Raw genomic sequence first — 22,078 nt, forward strand, 5'->3', positions numbered from 1 at the left:
TAAATGGATTTTAACTGTATAAATGCAGATGCATAACCAATGACAGATATTAGTGCCATTGTTAACGAAGTCGGCGTTCTAAAACAACGATTAGACCTTGCTCAACTTTCTTATCGTGATTCCAATCTGAAATCGCGACGTGAAATTGTAATCTTAAAACGGCTGATCACTCGGTTAGCCGTTGCTTGTCGAGGGATTGATAATGAACTCGATACAAGCTTACAAGCCATCAGCCTCGATCTTGAACAGCCACTAGAGATCAGCCGATTGATTCCGCGATTATCGATAGTTGAACGCCTAGTCATTCAACAAGCCGATGTAATTCAACTCCAAAATAAACGCTTACAACACCATATTAGTCAACGCGGCCGTACCCTTTCGCATTACCAAGGTTTACCACAATCGCTGCAGCGTGATCTACGCGGTATTTTCAATCAACCATCGACAACATTGTTGGACAATCATCAACGCATATTACGCTTACTTGAACTGTATGAGCGTAGTATCAAATTAATTGCAGCCAACAATAACGGTACCACTTTATCAGCAGACCAACAGCCAAGCTTTGAGGTCGAATTAGCAGCGGAATTGTTACTTGTCATCTCCGAAATAGACTTCACCAATGAACAAGGTGAACAACTGTTTGTGATTAGAGAGCAATTAACCCAAGGGGTAAATCAAACAAGGTTACAAACATTATTATTACAAGTGTTGCGCCTTATTGTTGCAGGCACTCATGCTGAGCGTCATGCCTCACAGCAGTTTTTAAATACACTCAACAGTGATTTAGCCTCATTGCAAAAAAATACCGCTAAAGCAGCAAGCTCTTTTGCTGTTTTACACCAGCATCGCTGTGACTTCAATACTAGTATTGCAACGATAGCAACCACGATTAATCAACAACTGAGTCTTAAAAAAACACCAGCAGCAACGCCTTTATTAGTCAATCTTGCCAATGAACTACAGCAACTAGCCCAACGTAATAGTCAGTTAGAGCTGCGGGAACAAGCACTCATAGAACAATTAAATCATAATGATAATAAAGTCCATCAGGTACAACAACAAACTCACAGTTATCATCAACGTTTAAGCCAACAAGAACAAAATATCTTTAGAGATAAATTAACTTTAACCTATAACCGTAGTGCGTTTGATGATCGGCTTAAACATGAATATCAACGCTGGTTACGTTACCAAACCCCATTGCTGTTAATGCTGATTGATATCGATGATCTTAGTCAGCTTAATCAAGATTATGGTCATAATGCGGGTGATAAGGCACTTAAAATTATTGCCAAAACGATTAGCCAACAACTAAATCCTACTGATTTTATTGCTCGATTTAATGATGATGCCTTTATGCTAATAATTACCGATTGTAATGACCAACAACGTCATCAAACGATAAAAAATATTCGCGCGGCAGTGAGTCAGTTACCGCTTCACTTCAAAGGTCAAAGTGTGGCAATGTCGGTCTCTATCAGCAGCAGTTTTTTTGCTAACAATGACACCCCTAAACAAGTTATCGAACGAGCTGAAACAGCATTACTTCACGCACAACATCCTCGTTGTAATATTATTATTGACCAAATTTAAGTGTCAACCATAGCTCCACATCTCTTTATCGACGGCGTTATATTATTATTATCATTTACTGGTCAAAAATATAATCCCTGTGTATGGTAACTACAAAGAAACAAATTATCTTACCGTCAAACTATTGTTCTTTATTTGATTTTAACACCTACTCATTGGTGATTGCGCCTCTGCCTATAATCAATAAATGAACATGCTGTTTCATCATTACCAGGGAGGTTATTATGATAACGCATATCAGCCCTATCGGCGCTATGAACCTATTATCACAAATAGAAGCCGACAGCTTAAAAGCTACCGCATCCAGTGATTTGTATCGCCTCTATCGCAACTGCTCTCTCGCGGTTTTAAATTCAGGTAGCCACACTGATAACTCCAAAGAATTACTTGAAAAACACCTCGATTTTGCGATTAACCTATTACGTCGTGAGCGTGGTATTAAAATCGAACTGGTGAACCCACCAGAGCATGCGTTCGTTGATGGGCGTATTATTCGCGGTATTCAAGAACACATGTTTTCAGTATTACGCGACATTATTTATGTTGATATGCATATTGCACGTCGTAACGATATCGATCTTGCTAGCGCACCTCATATTACTGACTTTGTGTTTAGTCTATTGCGTAACGCCCGCACGCTACATGCTGGCGAAGATCCTAATATTATTGTGTGTTGGGGCGGCCACTCAATTAATCCAATTGAGTATCAATATACTCGCGAAGTCGGCAATGAATTAGGTTTACGTGAACTTAATATTTGTACTGGCTGCGGCCCTGGCGCAATGGAAGGCCCAATGAAGGGAGCTGCCATTGGTCATGCCAAACAACGTTATTCTGGCAGCCGCTTTATTGGTTTAACTGAGCCGTCAATTATTGCCGCTGAGCCACCTAATCCTATCGTCAATGAATTAGTTATTTTACCTGATATCGAAAAACGCCTAGAAGCTTTTGTTCGAGTTGGCCATGGGATCATTATTTTCCCAGGTGGTGCTGGTACTGCGGAAGAGCTGCTGTATATTTTAGGGATCTTAATGCATCCTGATAACGCTGAACAACCGCTACCATTAATCCTCACCGGCCCTAAAGAAAGTGAAGCTTACTTTCGCACTTTAGATGATTTTATTCGTGATACTTTAGGTGAAGCGGCAACTCAGCATTATCAAATTATTATCGGCGATCCTGCCGAAGTTGCCCAAGTGATGAAAGCATCGATGGCGCGCGTGAAAGAACACCGTTTAGCAACAGGTGATGCTTATTGCTTTAACTGGTCACTGACGATCCCAGAAGATTTTCAAATGCCCTTCTCACCTACCCATAAAGCAATGGCGAGCTTAGATTTACACATGGATCAGCCGAAAGAAAAACTGGCAGCTAATCTACGCCGTGCGTTTTCAGGTATTGTCGCAGGTAATGTCAAAGAAGAAGGTATTCATGAAATTGAGCAATATGGTCGCTTTAAAATCGATGGTGATAAAGTACTGATGCAGCGTATGGATAAACTATTGAAGAACTTTGTCGACCAACAACGAATGAAATTACCTGGTAGTAAATACGAGCCTTGTTATGAAATCGTCAACTCGCACCAGCAACCGAAATAAGTTCGTTATTTGGTAACAGTTTTGCGTACAATAAGGAGCCTAAGCGCTCCTTTTATTCATCTAAACAGAATTTATTTATGGCTATTCACCTCGTTGTTATTGATGCATTAAATCTTATTCGTCGCGTGCATGCGGCGCAACCGGGGCAACCCGATGTCGACAACACTGCCAGAGTATGTTGTCAGGCATTACAGAAAATCATTAGTAGCACCCAGCCCAGCCATATTGTGGCGGTGTTTGATCATAATAGTGATGATCGTGGCTGGCGAGCAGAGTTACTGCCGCACTATAAAGAAGGTCGTAAACCAATGCCGCCAGAGTTATTAGCAGGCATGGATACGATTCAAGATGCATTTATGGCGATCGGCATTGATTCACTATTATCTGATGGTGATGAAGCCGATGATCTAGTGGCAACCTTAGCCTTAAAAGTCGCCTCACGTAATGAACAAGTGACTATCGTTTCAACCGATAAAGGTTATTGTCAGTTACTGCAGCCAACATTACGTATTCGGGATTACTTTCAACAGCGCTGGCTTGATAGCCCGTTTATTGAAAAAGAATATGGTGTTAAGCCACAGTTATTAACTGACTATTGGGGATTAGCAGGCATCAGTTCCAGTAAAATCCCGGGCGTTGCCGGTATTGGTCCTAAAGCGGCAGTTGAATTATTAAGCCTTTACCCTAACCTTGAAGCGATTCTTACAGCGACCGATCTTGCGCCTAAATGGCAAAAGAAAATCACTGGCAATGAAGAGACAGCTCGCGCATCAAAAGCTGTCGCAAGTTTAAAAACCGATTTAACACTAGGCTTTAATTTGCAAGATATTCGTTACATCATGCCACAATAAATAAAAAAGACTAAATATCATAAGTTATCATATTTATAATATGTGATAGCTTATGATTAAATAATGATTATTCTTTACCCAGCTTTTCTCTAAGAGATATAATTTTACCATTGATTCTTTTACTAGGTTTAATCTTATTATATGCTTTTAATATTTCGTACTTTTTCTTCAATATAAAAGTTGATATTAATGTATTCGAAAATTCAAGTAACCCTTTAACATTTTTTTTATTTATATAGCTAGGTAAATTAATATACTCAGCATCACTTTTATTCAAAATAGTTAAATATGAAAAGTCGGTTCTAAAAGTAATCTTATTTATATCTCTACCTGCTCTAATAGATATCAAAGGATAAGTAACAGGTATATTATGAGTTCCTTTCCTTACCCAGTTTGCAATTATTATACTCAGTATTGCTTGTTCAGGTGTAGAGTGGTGAAATTGCGAATCTAACTCACCATACTGTTTACCGTTTATCCACTCTTCGTTACTACACGCGTCTAACCATTCTTGTAACAACTGTATGGAGGCTTCCGATTTTCTTATTACAATAAACGCAGCCTGCAGTGCAGGATATTCATATGAAAAAAAGTTATCCTCTCCAAGTTCTCTAATAATATTTGTCTTCGTTAATTCTCGGTTTTTTATTAAAGAATCATGATGAGGAATAAAAAAATCAAACCCACATAATGTTAAACATTGCTCCGCAATATTTTTAATATCATTATAATTAGATAGCTTTCTATATTTTAGAATATTTGAATCACGATAAATTAAGATATCACCTTCATTCATCTTTTCCATTTCAAGCAATAAAATAAGTGGACGCCAAGCACAAAAACCAATTTTAGACATTCCAGGATTTTGAGAGACTAAACCTGAACTATCATACTCCCTTACATAACCTTCAAATCCAAGATCTCTTAACTTTTTAGGCGTGTAGTAACTAATATTATCAACATGATCTTTCGCTGCATCTATAACTAGTTTTTTATTTTCTGATAGGTCTAAAGCATCATCGTTTGGTGCACCTTCCGAATAGAAGAAAACCAAATTAGTTTTAGGAGAATTTTTATTCATAATATAAATAACCGTAATAAAGGAGTCAACATAATAGCATTGACTCCTTTGGTTTGAATAATTAAGAATTAATACGCTGAACGATTATCCAAGCGCTGAATATGGACCGTAATTTCTTCACGGTCATGATACAAATGTTTCGCTTGCAGCTTAAACTTGACGCCATTTTTAATCAGCAATACTTTTAGATTTTCAATATCTTGTAGTACTTCATCATAACGGCCTTTCATTGGTAGTTTAAGGTTGAAAATAGCCTCTTTTGCCCATGCTTTTATTAGCCACTCACCCATTAGGTGCGCTACACGCGCTGGCTTTTCAATCATGTCACATACGATCCAAGTAATATTTTTACGTGCTGGTTCATATTTAAAACCATCAACTGCATGATATTTAACTTGGCCTGTATCCATTAAGCTTTGTGCCATAGTGCCATTATCAATCGCGTGAACGAACATCGAACGCTTTACCAGTTGATATGTCCAGCCACCAGGACACGCACCTAAATCAACACTCCACATACCAGGAGCTAAACGCTCATCCCACTCTTCACGAGGAATAAATACGTGAAATGCTTCTTCTAATTTCAGCGTTGAACGGCTTGGCGCATCTGCTGGGAATTTAAGACGTGGAATGCCCATAAAAAATTGGGAATTATTTTGCGGGTAAGAATAACCAACAAAACAACAACCAGGAGCAATAAAGCACACGTGTAATACTGGTTTTTTATGGTTATCTTTAACGTATAAAACATTACGTTTACGCATTGCTTGACGTAATGGCACCGTAAATTTACGGCAGAACTTCAACAGCTCTTTCGCTTCATTGGTATCTGGTGTTTCAATGCGCAAATCACCACAAATAGGAAAGTTTTCACCGATGGTTTCTAAAATAGGTGAAATACGATCTTCTGCAGGTAAACCGCTCAACATTGCTGATGTAGCAAACATTTGGCGTGCAAAAATCAACTGTGAAAATGGCTGTAATTTAATGAATTTATCAGCATCACCTGCTTGATAGAACTCAAATAACACATAGCCTGAATTGTTTTTCACCCGAGGGAAACCAAACAATTCCAGCGTATTTGCTTTGTCTTGAACCTCTCCGGCACATTCTTTTTCAAAGCCAGGACGACAGTACAATAAAACTTGATTCACGTTGGAACCCTCAAGCTGAACGCCAGGCTGCTATTGCGAGCATTACCCAGCCAATAATAAAACATATTCCGCCCATCGGTGTGATAGGACCAAACCATTTAATGCCGGTTAAAGCCAGCGCATATAAACTGCCACTAAAGCAAATTATACCGAGGCCAAAAAACAGCGCCGCGTATGATAACGCTTTTGATGGCAAAAAGCGTGACAATATTCCACAAGCTAATAATGCTAATGTATGCCATGCCTGATATTGAACCCCGACTTTAAACACATCGAGTAAATAAGGAGCTAATGTATGGCTTAAACCATGTGCAGCAAATGCCCCTAAAGCCACCATCACCACGCCACTACATGCGGCAAACATTAGCATCAGTCGTGATTGTTGACGTTGTTTAGCGGTTAATTCAACCATTATGACTACACCTCTATGCTACTTCACTAGCAACACACTTTTTAATAAAGGCCGCTAATGACTCAATGGCGATAGTGATATTTTCAGCTTCAGTATGCCCTGATGCTTTACGTGGTTTAAAACCGTGATCGCCATCGGCTAAAAACTGATAACTCACCTGAGCTGAAAATGGCCATTGTTCAACTTCACTACGCACGCCAAAGGTATCGCGTTCACCTTGCAAAATAAGCGTTGGCACGCTGATAGTTGCTAGATGATCGCCACGATAATTTTCAGGCTTTGCTGGCGGATGAAAAGGAAAACCAAGGCAAACAACACCACGAACTTTTGCTGCACAGTTATTAACTAGCGCTGTTTGGGCGGCAATATCGGTCACCATTAAACTCGCCATTCGTCCCCCCATTGATTTACCACCAATGACTAACTTGCCATTATCAAACTGTTCGATATGGGTTTGAAAATCGAGTAATAATTTAGGTAAGCGATCAGGCGGACGTTTTTTACCATCTTCGGCACGTTTGATCATATACGGGAAATTAAACCGTACCACCTGAATATTATGTGCTGCTAAACCACAAGCAACCGTGGTCATAAAAGCATGATCCATTCCGGCACCAGCACCATGCGCAAATAAAAACGTCGCTATCGCATCTTTAGCATCAGGGCCATCAATCAAATACTCACACTTCTTCAATGACATCAGGCATATCCTCTTGCTCTTTACGGGCTTTATTTAAAATCCAATCACGGAAAATTTGAATGCGTCCGGTATCCGCTTGTTTTTCCTGACATACAAAATAGAACGCATTTTTACTTACCAGAATTTCATCAAACGGACACACTAATCTTCCCGCTTCTAATTCAGGCTGAGCCAGAACATTATTACCTAATGCAATACCTTGGCCGTGAGCGGCGGCTTGTAACACCATAGTTGAATGACTAAAGATCGGCCCTTGATTAACATTGACGCCCTTTACATCATAATGGCGAACATAGTTCTTCCACTCTTTACGTGAAGTATCATGCAATAGAGTATGTAATTTTAAATCTTCGATAGTACGTAATGGTTTAGTGCCAACTAATAACATTGGTGAACACACTGGCATCATAAATTCTTGATATAGCTTATCAGCACGTAAACCCGACCAATTACCACGACCATAATAAATCGCAACATCAACATCATCCGTCAGCGATCCTTCATCAAGATCAACCGCTTTAATACGCACGTCTATTTCAGGGTGTTGCTCATTAAAATCAGTCAATCTTGGCACTAACCACTGAATCGCAAAACTAGGAGGTAAACTAATGGTTAATGCACCTTTTGAGCCCCTTTCTAGTACCTTATCTGTCGCATCTGAAATCGATGAAAAGATATCTTTAATATCAAGAAAGTAACTTTGCCCTTCCTCTGTTAACAGTAACGAACGATTGCGGCGACGGAATAATTTTAACCCCAAAAATTCCTCTAAGGCTTTAATTTGATGGCTAACTGCAGCTTGAGTAACAAACAATTCTTCAGCTGCTCGAGTAAAACTTAAATGCCTTGCAGCAGCTTCAAACACCTTCAATGAGTTAAGCGGAGGTAAACGTCTAGACATACTTTTCGATGCTCTCTAATGCATTAGTTTTTTTCATCTCAAACATTATAAATTGTCCATTGTTTAAGTGCTATATAAACCCTATTATTCGTTCCGCAATGTTGATTAACATTTTGTGTTTTGCCCTCTGGCTAACCGCTCAATCAGCATTGCGATGTTGTGTTTGCATATTGTCCGGATCCTGCCGGATAGGTAGTTATCTACCTCTTTACTTCCTGTATTTTGACTTCTGTGTCAAAGTAATTGTTAGCACTGCGCCCCAACGCAGTGCTATTTTTTTATTACTCAAAAATCATCGCAACACTTGCTCTTCCTGGCATTTATTAGCATCATCGATAATTCAAATTTCTGTAATGTGACCCGCTATGACCATACCATTCGATATCAACCAAATTCAAACCCAATTTCCTGCACTGCAACATTCAGATGCTGCACCACGGGCGGTTTATTTAGACAGCGCAGCAACAGCTCAAAAACCGGCGATTGTTATCGATACCCTACGTCACTATTACAGCGGCTATAATGCCAATGTGCATCGAGGTAGCCATAGTTTAACGACTAACGCGACCTTCGCTTTTGAACAAGCTCGAACAACGGTCCAACAATTTATTGGGGCAGCTAGCCCTAAAGAAATCATTTGGACTCGTGGTGCTACTGAAGCATTAAACTTGATCGCACAAACTTATGCTCGTAGCCACTTACAAGCAGGAGATGAAATTTTAGTCAGTGAAATGGAACACCATGCCAATATTGTGCCTTGGCAAATGGTCGCGGAACAAACTGGTGCTAAAGTCGTTAAAATTCCAATGCTTCAAAATTGCACCCTAGATATCGATGCTTATCAGCATTTATTATCAAATAAAACCAAAATCGTCGCTATTGCTCATATCACCAATGTCACAGGCACTCGCAATCCGATTGAGTCAATGATAGCCGCAGCTCACCACTATGGCGCAGTTGTCGTGATTGATGGTGCGCAAGGCATTGCCCACGAGCAGGTTGATGTGCAAGCGCTTGACGCTGATTTTTATGTCTTTTCAGGCCATAAAATTTACGCGCCCGCTGGTATTGGAGTTCTTTATGGCAAACAAGCACTATTAGAAGCGATGCCACCATGGCACGGCGGCGGCAAGATGGTCGAAAAAGTCTCTTTTTCAGGCACAGATTATGCTGGTTTACCCAGTAAATTTGAGGCTGGAACACCTAATGTAGCAGGCAGCTTAGCCCTTGCAGCAGCGATTGAATGGTTACAAAATATCGACCGTCAAGGCGCTGAACAGCATATTGCTAATTTACGCCAACAAGCCTTAGATGGCATTAAAGATATTGAAGGATTGCGTATTATTGGCCTGCAACCACATGCAAGCCTATTTTCTTTTGTGGTTGATGGTGTTCATCATCAAGACATTGCGACCTTGCTTGATCAACAGCATATCGCACTACGAGCAGGCCACCATTGTGCCCACCCAATGCTAGATGCACTAGGATTAACAGGAACATTACGGGTATCATTAGCACTTTATAATGATCAACAAGATGTCGCGCGTTTTATTTCTGCGCTACATAAAGCCTGCGATTTATTGTAATAGCAGCCAAGGAAAAAAGATGACCACCACTATAACGCTACCTCTGCATCCTTTTGGAACTGAAATCACTACCGCCGATATCATTGCTCAAATGCAAGCTGCGACAGGATGGGAAGATCGCTATCGCAACGTGATTCAGTTAGGTAAAAAGCTGCCACAGCTAGATGACAGTTATAAACAAGATCAACTTAAAATTAGTGGCTGTGAATCGCAAGTTTGGCTACATCATCAAATAATTGATGGCCGCTATTACTTTATTGCCGATTCAGATGCACGTATTGTACGCGGCTTAATCACCCTCGTGCTTGCGGCTTATCATGGCAAAACGGCAGCTGAAATTAACCATTTTGATATCGATGCTTATTTTGAAAACTTAGGGCTGATGGCACATTTAAGCCCTTCTCGTGGTAATGGCTTAAAAGCGATTGTTGAGCAAATAAAGCAACTTGCGGCCTAAAATAGCCACAGACGACGCCCCCTCGACCAAACAAACACAAAAAAGCGGATGCTAAATCATCCGCTTTTTGCTATTGCTTATCGTACAATGCGATTAATTTATTGATGATACTTTTCAATCAATTTTTTAATCACGTGAGCGACAGCCACAAAACCAAAGCTTGCAGTTACAACTGTTGCTGCGCCAAAACCACTCGCACAATCCATTCGTTTAGGCCCTTCCGCTGTGGCTTTTATCGCACATGCTGAACCATCGGCTTGCGGGTATTTCAAATGTTCTGTGGAATAAACACAATCAATGCCAAATTTACGCTTCGGATTTTTAGTGAAATTATGCTGGCGACGTAAGGTTTCACGTAATTTTCTCGCCAATGGATCTTGAATCGTTTTAGTTAAATCAGCAACTTGAATCTGAGTTGGATCTGTTTGTCCACCAGCGCCGCCAATTGTGATCACTTTGATTTTATTACTTTTACAATATGCAAGTAATGAGGCTTTTGCTTTAAGGCTATCAATCGCATCAATGACATAATCAAACTGAGCCGATAAATACTGCGCTTGATTATCTGGCCCGATAAAATCATCAATTAAATTAACTTTGCACTCAGGGTTAATTAGTTGAATACGTGCTGCCATCACTTCAATTTTGCTTTGACCGATAGTGCCTGTCATTGCATGAATTTGACGATTAATATTGGTTACGCAGACATCATCCATGTCGATCAACGTCAATTCACCCACACCTGAACGGGCTAATGCTTCAGCGGCCCATGAGCCTACGCCGCCAATACCAATCACACACACGTGCGCAGCGCGAAGAATTTCAACTTCACTATTGCCATATAAACGACGAGTGCCGCCAAAACGCTGATTATAACTATCGGATGCTGGGGTATCTAATTCACGCATACTGGGTTCTACACTGCTTGAGGTGGATAAACAAAGAGTGCGTTTTTATACGCACTCTGATAGCAATTGTCTAGTCGCTGCCACAATAACCATGGCAGCGATAGCTGAGTTAATACACTTATTTGGGCATTAACCACGGGTCTTGAGTGGCCGAACCTTTAAGACCTAAACGCCATACTCGCCCAAAATGTTTGTAGTGACCAGCATCTGTACCGGCTTGTTTACCCATACCATGATACAAATCTAGGTGATTACCTTTCACTGCACCGCCAGTATCTAAAGCTAACAATAAACGTAATACATGCTTACCAGTCCAGTTACCTTTAGCATCAAGTTGTGGCACTTCTGCTAATAATACCGATCCCATTGGAATGTATTTACGATCTGCAGCTACTGCAGCATTTGCCAATAATGGAATACCTGCACTACCTTTCACATCTAATGTTTTACGAGGTGAGAAAAATACAAATGAAGGATTCTGCTCTAATAATTCACGTACTTCAGCTTCACTATGGTGAGCAACCCAATTTTGAATGGCTTGCAATGACATCTTCGCCTTAGGCACTTCACCACGATCAATCAATACACGGCCAATGCTGACATAACGATGGCCATTTTTACCCGCATAACCAAAATATTGCAGCTGGTTATTATCTTCAAAATGAACAAAACCACTGCCTTGAACTTCCATCATAAACACATCAAGCATTGATTTACTGTAACCCAACACTAAACCTTGACCAGCTAACGCACCATCATAAATTTGTTCTCGCGAAGGACAGCGACCTTTACAAGTTGGCATCGCATAAATTGGGTAACGGAATACATTGGTTGGTTTATGACGTAACTCGATCACTGGTGAATAATAGCCAGTAAACATCACATTGCCTTCACCATTGGCACCGCCCATCTGTGCTGCTTGAATACCATATTTCGCTAATGTGCTTGGATCGCCACTGTGATTAGCCCAATTTTCAACTTGGTTATATAACGGTTCAAATTTACGCGCCATTGATGGTGAACGTGAAGTAACCATTTTAGCCTGTGGTGCAAAAGTGCTGTAATCATGTGATTTATTTGATTCAATCTGCGCCACTTTATTTAAAACATGCTTAAAATCTCGGCCTAGATATTGGTGTGCTAATGGATTACCAACTGCAGCTAAACTTGGTTTTTCTGTTGTCGTACCTTCAGGTGATGAACATCCCACCAAGCTGAAAAGAATAATTGCAACGGTTGCTTTACGTAACACGATAGATAAGCCTATAAAAGTTTTACAAAAATATGGAAATGACAGCTCGTTTACTTATGCCAAAGCTGTAAGCAGATGACAATACTAACAAACACTTTCTAAAAAGAAGTAACTATTTCAAACAATCAACGGATAACTGACATAACACCATCAAAGTATTTAAGACTAATCTGCTACCAGTAAAGTTCAATCACAACATCAAATAGATTATTGGCGCTCAAATACCGCGCTATAATGTACCGACTGATGCCGAATAAGCGCATTATCTTGATAACGATAACTATAAAGCTGATCGCCAAATTGGTAACGTAATTGAGTGCCATTCCAAGAATAATTCGAGGTTAATAATCGACCTTGACGATAAATACCTTGTTGACGAACCTCAAATGTTTCGACCTTCTCTGGAGCAACGCCTTGCTCTTGCCACTCTCCAATCACCAGTTGCATTAGTTGTTGATGCTGATCGATAGCTGTCTGCAATTGAAGCGATCCGATAGCAAACACAATCACAGTTATAGCAACGATAATTATCCAACGTCCATATTGACACTGTTCAACCCAAAAATGCTGCAGTTTCATTTGCTGGTTCACCCCATCAATACATGGCTATATTTATAACTATATAGCGGCTTTGACGTTCAATACTTAATCAATCACAGTGATAATTAACGATTTAACCTTAATGTCATTTAAATGCTGCACAAAGCAAACAATTGCTTTAATTTATTGGTTATAAATCACCCATAAATACAGATATGGATATCGCTTGTGAATACACGTAAGACCCCACTGGTAAAAGGATTTCGTCAGTCAGCCCCTTATTTAAATACCCATGTTGGTAAAACCATGGTGATCATGGTCGGTGGCGAGGCCATTGCAGACCCCAATTTTGCCAACATTGTTAGCGATATTGCTTTGCTACACAGCTTAGGGATTCATATTGTAATGGTGTATGGCGCTCGCCCACAAATAAGCGCCTTATTACAACAGCAGCATTACACTAGCCCTTACCATAAGGGAATAAGAATCACCGATGAGCATAGTTTAGAAATAGCCAAACAAGCAGCAGGACAAGTACAACTTGATATTACAGCTCGCTTTTCAATGGGACTCAATAATACTCCAATGGCAGGTTCACAAATTAATGTCATTAGCGGTAACTTTATTATTGCTCAACCGCTAGGCATTGATGAGGGTATCGATTTTTGTCATAGCGGAAAAATTCGGCGAATCAATAGTACTGCGATAACCAACCAGCTAGAGCAAGGTTCGATTGTATTACTTGGTCCTATTGCCAGTTCAGTGACTGGTGAGTGTTTTAATCTCACCTCAGAAGAAATAGCGACTCAGGTCGCAATACGATTAGGCGCAGATAAACTGATTGGATTTTGTTCTGAGCAAGGAGTCGTTGATAGCAATAACGATATTATCTCTGAATTATTACCCCATGAAGCAGAACTGACATTACAACAGCTTATCGATAACGATGAGCAACAAAGCGGTACTGGGCGTTTTCTACGTGGTGCGATTACAGCTTGTCGAGCAGGTATACCTCGTAGTCATTTATTGAGCTATAAACAAGACGGTGCATTGATCCAAGAACTGTTTTCATTAGATGGTATTGGTACGCAAATTGTCATGTCGAGTGCCGAAAAGATCCGTCGTGCTGACATTAATGATATTGGAGGAATTCTCGATCTAATTCAGCCTTTGGAAGCCGAAGGAATTTTAGTGCGCCGTTCTCGTGAACAACTTGAACGGGAAATTACTCTGTTTACTGTGATTGAGCTTGATAATTTGATTATTGGCTGCGCTGCGCTTTACCCTTATCCAGAAGAAAAAATGGCAGAGATGGCTTGTGTTGCTATTCATCCAGACTTTAGAGATGGGGATCGCGGCGTGTTACTTCTCAATAAATTATGCCAGCAAGCGCGAGAATCTGACCTTGATAACATTTTTGTTCTCACTACCCGTAGTCTGCATTGGTTTCGTGAACAAGGATTCTATGAATGCGATATCGAACAATTACCTTTGGTGAAAAAAGACCTCTATAACTACCAACGTCGCTCTAAAATACTTATAACGCCAACCAGTTAAAACTAGAACAAGAATGTAACAAAGTGTTAATTTATATGTTTATAATGTATGATGAAACCTAAAGTTAGTCACTTTAATATAATAATTTTAATAACTATAAATAACATACATACAAAAGAAAGGTTAAATAATCGCTTATGATGAGTTTACTGTTTCTACTGGTATTTGTTGCAATGCTCTGCGCATTTACTGGAAAAAAAGCTGCTAGTTATTTTATTTTTGCCATCACTGTTGTTTTGGGGCTGTATTGGTTCCACCACCATGCAACAGATTCTCTATCTATTTTACTCTAGGGAGAAAGTATGAATAATAAAAATGTAGCACTCTTAAATGCCTTGGGTCTATTAGGGATCACCTTCGTATTATTGATGGCATCAGTCCTTCAGGTTGTACTAAATGAATTACCTTGTCCATTATGTTTATTGCAACGCTTAGGCTTTATGCTGGTGATGTTTGGTTTTATGCTTAACGTTGTTTATGGACCACAACAGCGCCATTACGGTATTCTAATTATCGGCGCTCTCTTTGGCGCGGCAACAGCATTACGTCAAGTATCACTGCATGTTATTCCTGGCACACCAGGATTTGGTAGTCCAGTATTTGGTATACATTATTATACTTGGGCCTTTATTCTATTTAGTCTGACTATTGTCGGTGTGGCGGTATTACAGCTGCTATGGAATAAAGACTGGAATAATAATGATTATAAAATGAACCGTTTTGGCAGGTTTGTATGTCTATTGGCAATTTTTGCTGTTGCAGTCAACGTCATATCGACTTTTATTGAGTGCGGCCCATACCAATGTCCTGATAATCCAATTACTTATTGGTTATTTAATTAGACATAATAATCGCAACACAATAACGCCAGTATGATTACTGGCGTTTTTTTGTGTCAATATTTCAAGATAAACAATTAACAGTTAATACCGTTAAGGTATACTGTGCGGATTATTCCATTTTAAAAAAGGGTTATTGCTACCAATGCTGTGTATTTTTGTTTTTTGTCTCATGCTTATAACTATGTTAACAGCACTTAAAGGTAAAAAAAATCTTAGTTATGCCATGTTTGCTTTAACCTTCATTGCTGGATCTATTTTACTCAAACACCACATTGTCTATACCCTGCCAATCTCAATTTAAGTACGCTATGAACAATCAACTTATTAATCGACTCAATATCTTAGGCTTACTTGGCATCACAACCATATTGGCAACCGGATCTATCATTCAATTGGTATTTAAAGAATTACCTTGCCCGTTATGCTTATTACAACGGGTAGGATTTATGATGGTAATGTTTGGCTTTATGCTCAATGTCCGCTATGGCCCACAACAACCTCATTACGGGATTATTTTATTTGGCGCTTTATTTGGTGCAACAGCTGCATTGCGTCAAGTATCACTGCACTTATTACCCGATGATCCCGGTTATGGTAGCCCCTTACTTGGGATGCATTATTATACTTGGGCTTTTGTTATTTTTGTAATGACCATCATTGGAGTTGCTGTATTACTAAGCTTATGGCGCCAACCAACAAAAACCACTAACAATTACCATATGAAAAGCATTGGTAATATCGCTTGCAAGCTTGCTGTCGCGGTCGTGATCATTAATATTGTCTCAACATTTATTATGACTGGGCCACATGTAACCCCCGCAGATCCTCATAGCTATTGGTTATTTGATCAATTTAAAAAATAATTCTTAGATAGCATAATGCCAGCACTAATGCTGGCATTGAGATTGCTATTAGTTACAATACAATCACACCAACAGCTGGGCTAATCCACTCGCTCGCTCTGTACGCACTTGCACACTCTTACTGATAATATCCAGTGGTGCATACAAATACAGCCGAGATTTCGCACGGGTAATACCAGTATAAATTAATTCACGGGTTAAAATCGGCGTATAGTCAGCGGGTAACACCATCACCGTATCTGTAAATTCCGATCCTTGAGATTTATGAATCGTCATTGCATATACCACTTCATGCTCGGGAATACGGCTCGGTAAAATACCGCGAATAGTGCCATCTGGCATTTCAAAATACACTCGCAACCGTCGCCGTCCACTATCAGCATCAATTTCTGGCTCTAACATTGTCATGCCAATATCACCATTAAATAATCCCAGCGCATGATCATTGCGAGTGATCATTATTGGGCGACCGACATACCATGTCTCATCATTGGGTGAAATTCGCCCGCGGTGAGTCAGTTCTTTTTCGATACGTTGATTTAAGCCGACAACGCCAAAATCCCCCTCACGTAACGCACATAACAAGCGCACATTCGCAAATGCCCTGAGTACTTCTGCCGGTGTTTGATCCGCTTTTATTGCATCAAGATAATCAAGATAAAACGTCACCACTTGATTGATCATCGACGCATAGCTTTCAGTACTTAGCGGATAATGGTGAATATCTTTAAAGCCTTGTTGCCATACTTTATTCACCAAGGCTGGTTTACCTTGGTTAATCGCTTTGGCTAACTGACCAATACCTGATAAAGCGTGAAAACGGTAGCTCTTTTGTAGCATGCATAAACAGTCTGTCACTACACTTAAACCGATATTATTTGAGTGTAAATCAAACCCAGTTAACTGACTTAATAACTGCCCTTGCACGGCACTATAACCTTGGCTTGCAAAAGAACAAATATCGCCTAGTACAGCTCCCGCCTCCACTGAAGCTAATTGGTCTCTGTCGCCCAACAGAATTAATTTAGCCCCTTGCGGCATCGCATCTAATAACCGCGCCATCATCGGTAAATCAACCATTGACGCTTCATCAACAACCAACACATCGAGGTGAAGTGGATTATCTTTATGATGACGGAACTCGACTCGATTCGGTATCGAGCCCAGTAAACGGTGCAATGTACTTGATTGAGTAGGAATTAAATCTTTAATTTGTTGTGGTACTGCTAATGATTTAATCGCAGAACCTATTGATTCGGTTAAACGTGCCGCCGCCTTACCCGTTGGTGCCACCAGCATAATATTAGGTTGATGGTCGCCATTCGCTTGCATCACTAACGCTGCCAACAATTTAGCCACCGTGGTAGTTTTACCTGTACCAGGGCCACCCGAGATCACTGCAAACTGACGCGTTAACGCCATTGCAGCTGCCACTTTTTGCCAATTTAAACACATACTCGCAGGCACCAAAGCGTCTAATGGCTGTAAATCGGTAATTTGGGTTGCTTGTTGTAATAATTGATCAATTGCAGTCCAATCAAGTTGCTGTGGTTTTACAATATCCAAAAAATCACACGTTATTTGTTGGCGTTGTTGCCTATCAGTAATACCTTGTAAGGCATGATATAAATGACCATAACTTGGCTGAAATAAGTCATTTAATGCTTGATGCATCAAGGTTAATTGCTGACCTTGCCACTGGCTATCAATGTCGACTTGGCCTTGATTGGTCGCCATATCAACAATTCGTGTCGCCACTGTTTGTTCAAACTGCCAATAGCGATTGAGATACAACCGTCCATGATCAAACACTAATGGGCATGCTTGCATACCGCTAGCTTGAACATTAGCTACCACATCATATTGATTTAATAACCGAGACCATTGACTTGGATCGGGTAAGCCGTCAATTAATGCCACCGACAATCGACTTGATAAGCCAAATAAATGCTGAGTCTGTAGTTGATCAAAGCGCACACATACATGGCCTTTACCCAACTCATAACTCACCAATGCTGCCATTAATGCTGCTAAATCCTGCTGCGATTGTGGACTATGCAACGCCACAAATTTAGCAAACTGATAATCAAGCTGACGTAATCCACCTTGTTGGGTGAGCTTTTGTAACCGCTTAAGCATGTGGTAGCACTCCATTCATCACTAAATCCAATTCATCGAGTAATAATTCACTTGGGCGCGCATAAAAAATACCACTATCACTTCCCGTCTGAATACCACGTAAAAATAGGTAATACACGCCACCAAAATGGGTTTCATAATCGTAATTTGGAATACGACTGCGTAGAAAGCGCTGCAATGCCAACGCATAAATTTGGTACTGCAAATCATAACGGTGTTCACGCATCGCCGTTTTCAATTGTTCACCACGGTACAGTTGTGGATCATCTCCGAGATAATTCGATTTCCAGTCTAAAACGTAATACTTACCTTGATGCTCAAACACTAAATCAATAAAACCTTTTAGCATGCCGCTGACAGTTGCAAAGCCTAATTCTCCCGCTTTGGCTGACAACGGATCATGTTTGGCAATCACTTTATTTAATGCCACCGCTTGTAATATCTCAATCGGTAATAAAAATTCCATTTCTGTTAAGCGTTGCGAGGCGCTCTTATCGGCTAACCGCAGTGCATCACCATCAAGTGCACACGTTAATACATCTTGAATTAATTGCTGCAATACCGGCAACCACGCTAATTCATAATTTTCTAATTGCAGTAGCTCAGTTAATTTAGCTACAGTTTCAGGGCTATCAACCGCGGCGGTAAAATCAATTTCTTCAAACACAGTATGCAAAAATGTTCCCGGACGGGCACCACGAGGAAACGTATAAATAGAATATTGCGGTTCTAATTCGAACTCTCCATCGTCTGTCTCTGGCGTGGCATTTTGTACCGAATCAATATCAAATCCGGGTAAATCTAAGCTACTGTCATGGGCGGTTTGATGGCCTTGTTTAACCAAATTCGAATAGCTGGTCATCCACCAATTACGCTCTAATGACGTCGAGAAAGAGCGCTTAACTAATGCGTCACTGACTTCATCTTGTGGTTGCCATTGGCTATCAATAAGCTGGGGAGGTTCAGCCACCGTGATCGCAATTTGGGCTTCACTCAGTTTAGCTAAGGCTAATTCAAGCGCAGCCACACCACTCGCCTCACCATTTTGTACTAAATGCCCCATTGCAGAGCGATGTAACCCCGTCGGCTCTTTGGTGCTACGGCCATTACGAATCGGTGCCATACCAACATAACAACCATAAACTGCGCGGGTTAATGCCACATACATCAAGCGTAAATCTTCCGCTAATCGTTCTTGATCAGCTTTTTCAATTGCAGAGGCTTGTTTAGCAATATCCAGCACCGTAATGTTATCGACCTCATCGTGATATTTAACTTCACCTTTGCTATCAACTTCACGGTAACTGCACACAAACGGCATAAATACTAAATCATATTCCAAGCCTTTTGATTTATGAATAGTGACAATCTGCACCAGATTACGCTCTGACTCGAGCCGCATCACTTGATCATCAGCATTACCATTTGGCTCAGCAACATGCTCAGCTAACCAGCGTAATAACGCATAATCGCTGTCTAGCGTTTGACTCGCTTGTTGCAGCAGCTCACCAATATGCAATAAATCCGTGAGTTTACGCTCACCACCATCTTCGGCTAATAACCGCTCTGCAATTTGATTTTTCGCCATCACACTGCGTAACATTGGCATCACACCACGTTTTAGCCATTGCTGGCGGTATTGCTTAAAGCTATTAACCGCAATTTCCCATTCATTCTCGTCATTATTGAGCTGATCGAGTTCAATCGCAGAACGAGCAAATAACCCTGACGCTAATGCTGCACGTAATACACGATCATCTTCCGGGGTTAATACCGCTTGCAATAACCGCTGAATATCTGCCGCTTCTGCGGTTGAAAACACACTATCACGGTTAGACAAATAGACACTGGCAATACCTTGTTTTGATAATGCTTCACGCACTAATCGTCCTTCAGTTCCGGTACGAACCAATACAGCAATATCCCCAGCAGCTATCGCATGTCGCTGTTCACCATCTAAAAAATAGGCTTGGCCTTGCTGTGATTGCGTCAAAATATGTTGAATCTGTGCCGCTGTTGCCGCTGCCATTGCTGCTTGGTAACTACCTTTGGTTATTGGCTTACCATCAGGGCTTTCTTGTAACCAAAACGTCAAGGCATGTTGAGCCTCACCCTCTAACCACCAGCTGCGTTGAGTTGCTTTAGGGCTATGATCAACTGCTAAAAATTCGATATCTTGATCGTAAATAAATGGACTATCTGGTTGCTGAAACACACTATTAACCGCCGCAATCATAGTGGCCGTCGAGCGCCAGTTGGTGGCTAATGTATAGTGATCGGTAACTTGGCGGCGCGCTTGAATATAAGTAAAAATATCAGCACCACGAAAAGCATAAATTGCCTGTTTAGGATCACCGATCATAAACAAACCACATTCAGGATGATGCCGATAAACATCACTAAAAATACCGTATTGAAGTGGATCGGTATCTTGGAATTCATCAATCATCGCAACTGGATATTGTGCGCGAATTTTACTCGCGAGCAGTTCATCAACATCATTATCAATCGCTGCCCCTAGTTGCGTCAGCAAGTCATCAAATGATAGCCATCCCTTACGCGCTTTAGCGTCTGCCAATAATTGACGACAATGCTCAATCGCATGAGCTAATAATGGTTCTCGCAAATTAGCCGGATTATCGATTAATTCAGCAATCGCATTAAATACCGCATGCTCAGGCACATCACCTTTGGCTGTTTTTTCAATTAAGGTCTGCTGATGAAAACGAATTAAATTATCCGGTAACTCATAGCCGACGGTCGCTTGAGCTGCCCATGCACTAACTTGTTCAATCCAATTAGGTAAACTTTTTTTAGTGTAACTACGTTTATTAATCCCAGAGTTTGCAATTACGGCTTCGAGATCATGTTGATGCTCACGCCACAACGCTTTGACTTCATCAATACGAACAATATTTTGTTGATGTAATTGTTCTAACGACTCTGTCATTGCAGCCACCGATAACCGTACTGGCGCGCCAGTTAAACTATTACCAATTTCTTTTAATAATTTTATTGGGGATGACCAAATTTCACGAACTTCATGAGCAAGCGCCGGCGATAAACGATAAAAATTACTGCGCCAATAATCTGCAACCACCAGCTTTTTTAATTGGCTTTCATCAGTCACAAATTCATTATTAAATCGGCTTCCTGACTCAAACGCATTTTGGGTCAGCATTCGCTGACAGAAACCATGAATAGTATAAATAGCCGCTTCATCCATTTGGCGTTCGGCTTGCAATAAAATTGTCGCGGCTAATTTATGATCTTGATGTTCATTTAACAGCGGTTTGATCACCGGATCGTGACTAATACCACGACTAAACGCTAATCGTGCATCATGAATACGGGCACGAATACGATCACGCAATTCTGCCGTCGCCGCTTCGGTAAAGGTTACAACCAAAATTTGGTCAACGGTTAACTGTTGTTGATGGCGACTACTCGCATCACCATGGCCTAACAATAATCGTAAATACAAACTCGCGATGGTAAAAGTTTTGCCAGTCCCTGCAGATGCTTCGATCAAACGTGTACCGTGCAATGGAAACGTCATTGGTTGCAGAATATTTGTTAGTACTTCAGTCGCCATTATGTCACTCATCCCATGGTTGCTCTATGTACAACAGTACTTGTCT

General features: G+C 40.6%; 20 protein-coding genes. 10 read left to right on the forward strand and 10 right to left on the reverse strand.

Annotated features, from left to right (window positions below; all coding sequences use genetic code 11):
- Positions 1 to 39 precede the first annotated feature (39 nt).
- From PAND9192_RS17955 to xni, 3 genes are all read left to right on the forward strand, one after another.
- On the forward strand, positions 40 to 1,596 hold the full coding sequence (locus PAND9192_RS17955; protein ID WP_087854851.1) for a GGDEF domain-containing protein: 1,557 nt from the start codon (positions 40 to 42) through the stop codon (positions 1,594 to 1,596).
- A gap of 224 nt (positions 1,597 to 1,820) precedes the next feature.
- Entirely contained in the window at positions 1,821 to 3,194 is a 1,374-nt protein-coding gene (ppnN, locus tag PAND9192_RS17960) for a nucleotide 5'-monophosphate nucleosidase PpnN (RefSeq protein WP_060998774.1), read from the forward strand.
- Between the two features lie 77 nt (positions 3,195 to 3,271).
- Entirely contained in the window at positions 3,272 to 4,045 is a 774-nt protein-coding gene (xni, locus tag PAND9192_RS17965; RefSeq protein ID WP_087854852.1) for a flap endonuclease Xni, read from the forward strand.
- A 67-nt stretch (positions 4,046 to 4,112) separates the two neighbouring features.
- On the opposite strand, the gene PAND9192_RS17970 is transcribed toward xni, so the two are convergent.
- The 5 genes from PAND9192_RS17970 to PAND9192_RS17990 all read right to left on the reverse strand — a co-directional run bounded on the left by PAND9192_RS17970 (position 4,113) and on the right by PAND9192_RS17990 (position 8,293).
- A complete protein-coding gene (locus PAND9192_RS17970; RefSeq protein ID WP_087854853.1) occupies positions 4,113 to 5,126 on the reverse strand; it encodes a hypothetical protein in 1,014 nt (337 codons plus the stop codon).
- A 68-nt stretch (positions 5,127 to 5,194) separates the two neighbouring features.
- Positions 5,195 to 6,280 (reverse strand): 23S rRNA (cytidine(2498)-2'-O)-methyltransferase RlmM, encoded by a 1,086-nt coding sequence (gene rlmM, locus PAND9192_RS17975; RefSeq protein WP_087821799.1) that lies wholly within the window; start codon positions 6,278 to 6,280, stop codon positions 5,195 to 5,197.
- 10 nt (positions 6,281 to 6,290) lie between these two features.
- A complete protein-coding gene (locus PAND9192_RS17980) occupies positions 6,291 to 6,692 on the reverse strand; it encodes a DUF423 domain-containing protein (RefSeq protein ID WP_087854854.1) in 402 nt (133 codons plus the stop codon).
- A 13-nt stretch (positions 6,693 to 6,705) separates the two neighbouring features.
- Entirely contained in the window at positions 6,706 to 7,392 is a 687-nt protein-coding gene (locus PAND9192_RS17985) for an alpha/beta family hydrolase (RefSeq protein ID WP_200817841.1), read from the reverse strand.
- Positions 7,373 to 8,293 carry a transcriptional regulator GcvA gene (locus tag PAND9192_RS17990; RefSeq protein ID WP_087821801.1) on the reverse strand — a complete coding sequence of 307 codons (921 nt, stop codon included), beginning with the start codon at positions 8,291 to 8,293 and terminating at the stop codon, positions 7,373 to 7,375. The genes PAND9192_RS17985 and PAND9192_RS17990 overlap by 20 nt, the downstream gene beginning before the upstream one ends.
- A 365-nt stretch (positions 8,294 to 8,658) precedes the next feature.
- On the opposite strand from PAND9192_RS17990, the gene csdA reads away from it, so the two are divergent.
- Together csdA and csdE are read left to right on the forward strand one after the other, a co-directional pair.
- Positions 8,659 to 9,879 carry a cysteine desulfurase CsdA gene (gene csdA, locus PAND9192_RS17995; protein WP_087854855.1) on the forward strand — a complete coding sequence of 407 codons (1,221 nt, stop codon included), beginning with the start codon at positions 8,659 to 8,661 and terminating at the stop codon, positions 9,877 to 9,879.
- A gap of 19 nt (positions 9,880 to 9,898) precedes the next feature.
- Positions 9,899 to 10,336: a cysteine desulfurase sulfur acceptor subunit CsdE gene (gene csdE, locus PAND9192_RS18000; protein ID WP_087854856.1), complete on the forward strand. Its 438-nt coding sequence runs from the start codon at positions 9,899 to 9,901 to the stop codon at positions 10,334 to 10,336.
- Between the two features lie 98 nt (positions 10,337 to 10,434).
- Here csdE and tcdA read toward each other — a convergent pair whose 3' ends face one another.
- The 3 genes from tcdA to PAND9192_RS18015 form a co-directional block, all read right to left on the reverse strand.
- Positions 10,435 to 11,244, reverse strand: coding sequence for a tRNA cyclic N6-threonylcarbamoyladenosine(37) synthase TcdA (gene tcdA / locus PAND9192_RS18005; protein ID WP_087854857.1), 810 nt, complete (start codon positions 11,242 to 11,244; stop codon positions 10,435 to 10,437).
- A 118-nt stretch (positions 11,245 to 11,362) separates the two neighbouring features.
- A complete protein-coding gene (gene mltA / locus PAND9192_RS18010) occupies positions 11,363 to 12,496 on the reverse strand; it encodes a murein transglycosylase A (RefSeq protein WP_087854858.1) in 1,134 nt (377 codons plus the stop codon).
- 207 nt (positions 12,497 to 12,703) lie between these two features.
- Entirely contained in the window at positions 12,704 to 13,075 is a 372-nt protein-coding gene (locus PAND9192_RS18015) for a DUF2850 domain-containing protein (RefSeq protein ID WP_087854859.1), read from the reverse strand.
- Between the two features lie 189 nt (positions 13,076 to 13,264).
- Between PAND9192_RS18015 and argA the strand changes: the two genes are divergently transcribed.
- The 5 genes from argA to PAND9192_RS18030 all read left to right on the forward strand — a co-directional run bounded on the left by argA (position 13,265) and on the right by PAND9192_RS18030 (position 16,298).
- On the forward strand, positions 13,265 to 14,593 hold the full coding sequence (gene argA, locus PAND9192_RS18020; protein WP_087854860.1) for an amino-acid N-acetyltransferase: 1,329 nt from the start codon (positions 13,265 to 13,267) through the stop codon (positions 14,591 to 14,593).
- A 137-nt stretch (positions 14,594 to 14,730) separates the two neighbouring features.
- A complete protein-coding gene (locus PAND9192_RS20820) occupies positions 14,731 to 14,886 on the forward strand; it encodes a DUF5993 family protein (RefSeq protein WP_200817842.1) in 156 nt (51 codons plus the stop codon).
- A gap of 9 nt (positions 14,887 to 14,895) precedes the next feature.
- The gene (locus PAND9192_RS18025; RefSeq protein WP_087854861.1) at positions 14,896 to 15,435 is read left to right on the forward strand and encodes a disulfide bond formation protein B; all 540 of its coding nucleotides are present in this window, start codon (positions 14,896 to 14,898) and stop codon (positions 15,433 to 15,435) included.
- A gap of 181 nt (positions 15,436 to 15,616) precedes the next feature.
- Positions 15,617 to 15,736 carry a DUF5993 family protein gene (locus tag PAND9192_RS20955; protein ID WP_370738399.1) on the forward strand — a complete coding sequence of 40 codons (120 nt, stop codon included), beginning with the start codon at positions 15,617 to 15,619 and terminating at the stop codon, positions 15,734 to 15,736.
- Positions 15,737 to 15,743: 7 nt separating this feature from the next.
- On the forward strand, positions 15,744 to 16,298 hold the full coding sequence (locus PAND9192_RS18030; protein WP_087854862.1) for a disulfide bond formation protein B: 555 nt from the start codon (positions 15,744 to 15,746) through the stop codon (positions 16,296 to 16,298).
- Positions 16,299 to 16,361: 63 nt separating this feature from the next.
- Here PAND9192_RS18030 and recD read toward each other — a convergent pair whose 3' ends face one another.
- A complete protein-coding gene (gene recD / locus PAND9192_RS18035) occupies positions 16,362 to 18,437 on the reverse strand; it encodes an exodeoxyribonuclease V subunit alpha (protein WP_087854863.1) in 2,076 nt (691 codons plus the stop codon).
- Positions 18,430 to 22,032 carry an exodeoxyribonuclease V subunit beta gene (recB, locus tag PAND9192_RS18040; protein WP_087854864.1) on the reverse strand — a complete coding sequence of 1,201 codons (3,603 nt, stop codon included), beginning with the start codon at positions 22,030 to 22,032 and terminating at the stop codon, positions 18,430 to 18,432. Before recB ends, recD begins: the two co-directional genes overlap by 8 nt.
- Positions 22,033 to 22,078: the final 46 nt, after the last annotated feature.

This window comes from Photobacterium andalusiense, assembly GCF_900185625.1.
In the GTDB taxonomy this organism is placed as follows: domain Bacteria; phylum Pseudomonadota; class Gammaproteobacteria; order Enterobacterales; family Vibrionaceae; genus Photobacterium; species Photobacterium aquimaris.

Bases quoted from the DNA above. Each gene is read 5' to 3' on its own strand.
- recD (WP_087854863.1), bottom strand. From the start codon at position 18,437: ATGCTTAAGCGGTTACAAAAGCTCACCCAACAAGGTGGATTACGTCAG.
- PAND9192_RS18025 (WP_087854861.1), top strand. From the start codon at position 14,896: ATGAATAATAAAAATGTAGCACTCTTAAATGCCTTGGGTCTATTAGGG.
- tcdA (WP_087854857.1), bottom strand. From the start codon at position 11,244: ATGCGTGAATTAGATACCCCAGCATCCGATAGTTATAATCAGCGTTTT.
- PAND9192_RS17970 (WP_087854853.1), bottom strand. From the start codon at position 5,126: ATGAATAAAAATTCTCCTAAAACTAATTTGGTTTTCTTCTATTCGGAA.
- PAND9192_RS17955 (WP_087854851.1), top strand. From the start codon at position 40: ATGACAGATATTAGTGCCATTGTTAACGAAGTCGGCGTTCTAAAACAA.
- xni (WP_087854852.1), top strand. From the start codon at position 3,272: ATGGCTATTCACCTCGTTGTTATTGATGCATTAAATCTTATTCGTCGC.
- PAND9192_RS17985 (WP_200817841.1), bottom strand. From the start codon at position 7,392: ATGTCATTGAAGAAGTGTGAGTATTTGATTGATGGCCCTGATGCTAAA.
- csdE (WP_087854856.1), top strand. From the start codon at position 9,899: ATGACCACCACTATAACGCTACCTCTGCATCCTTTTGGAACTGAAATC.
- ppnN (WP_060998774.1), top strand. From the start codon at position 1,821: ATGATAACGCATATCAGCCCTATCGGCGCTATGAACCTATTATCACAA.
- PAND9192_RS17980 (WP_087854854.1), bottom strand. From the start codon at position 6,692: ATGGTTGAATTAACCGCTAAACAACGTCAACAATCACGACTGATGCTA.
- recB (WP_087854864.1), bottom strand. From the start codon at position 22,032: ATGGCGACTGAAGTACTAACAAATATTCTGCAACCAATGACGTTTCCA.
- PAND9192_RS18030 (WP_087854862.1), top strand. From the start codon at position 15,744: ATGAACAATCAACTTATTAATCGACTCAATATCTTAGGCTTACTTGGC.
- PAND9192_RS20820 (WP_200817842.1), top strand. From the start codon at position 14,731: ATGATGAGTTTACTGTTTCTACTGGTATTTGTTGCAATGCTCTGCGCA.
- csdA (WP_087854855.1), top strand. From the start codon at position 8,659: ATGACCATACCATTCGATATCAACCAAATTCAAACCCAATTTCCTGCA.
- PAND9192_RS17990 (WP_087821801.1), bottom strand. From the start codon at position 8,293: ATGTCTAGACGTTTACCTCCGCTTAACTCATTGAAGGTGTTTGAAGCT.
- PAND9192_RS20955 (WP_370738399.1), top strand. From the start codon at position 15,617: ATGTTAACAGCACTTAAAGGTAAAAAAAATCTTAGTTATGCCATGTTT.
- PAND9192_RS18015 (WP_087854859.1), bottom strand. From the start codon at position 13,075: ATGAAACTGCAGCATTTTTGGGTTGAACAGTGTCAATATGGACGTTGG.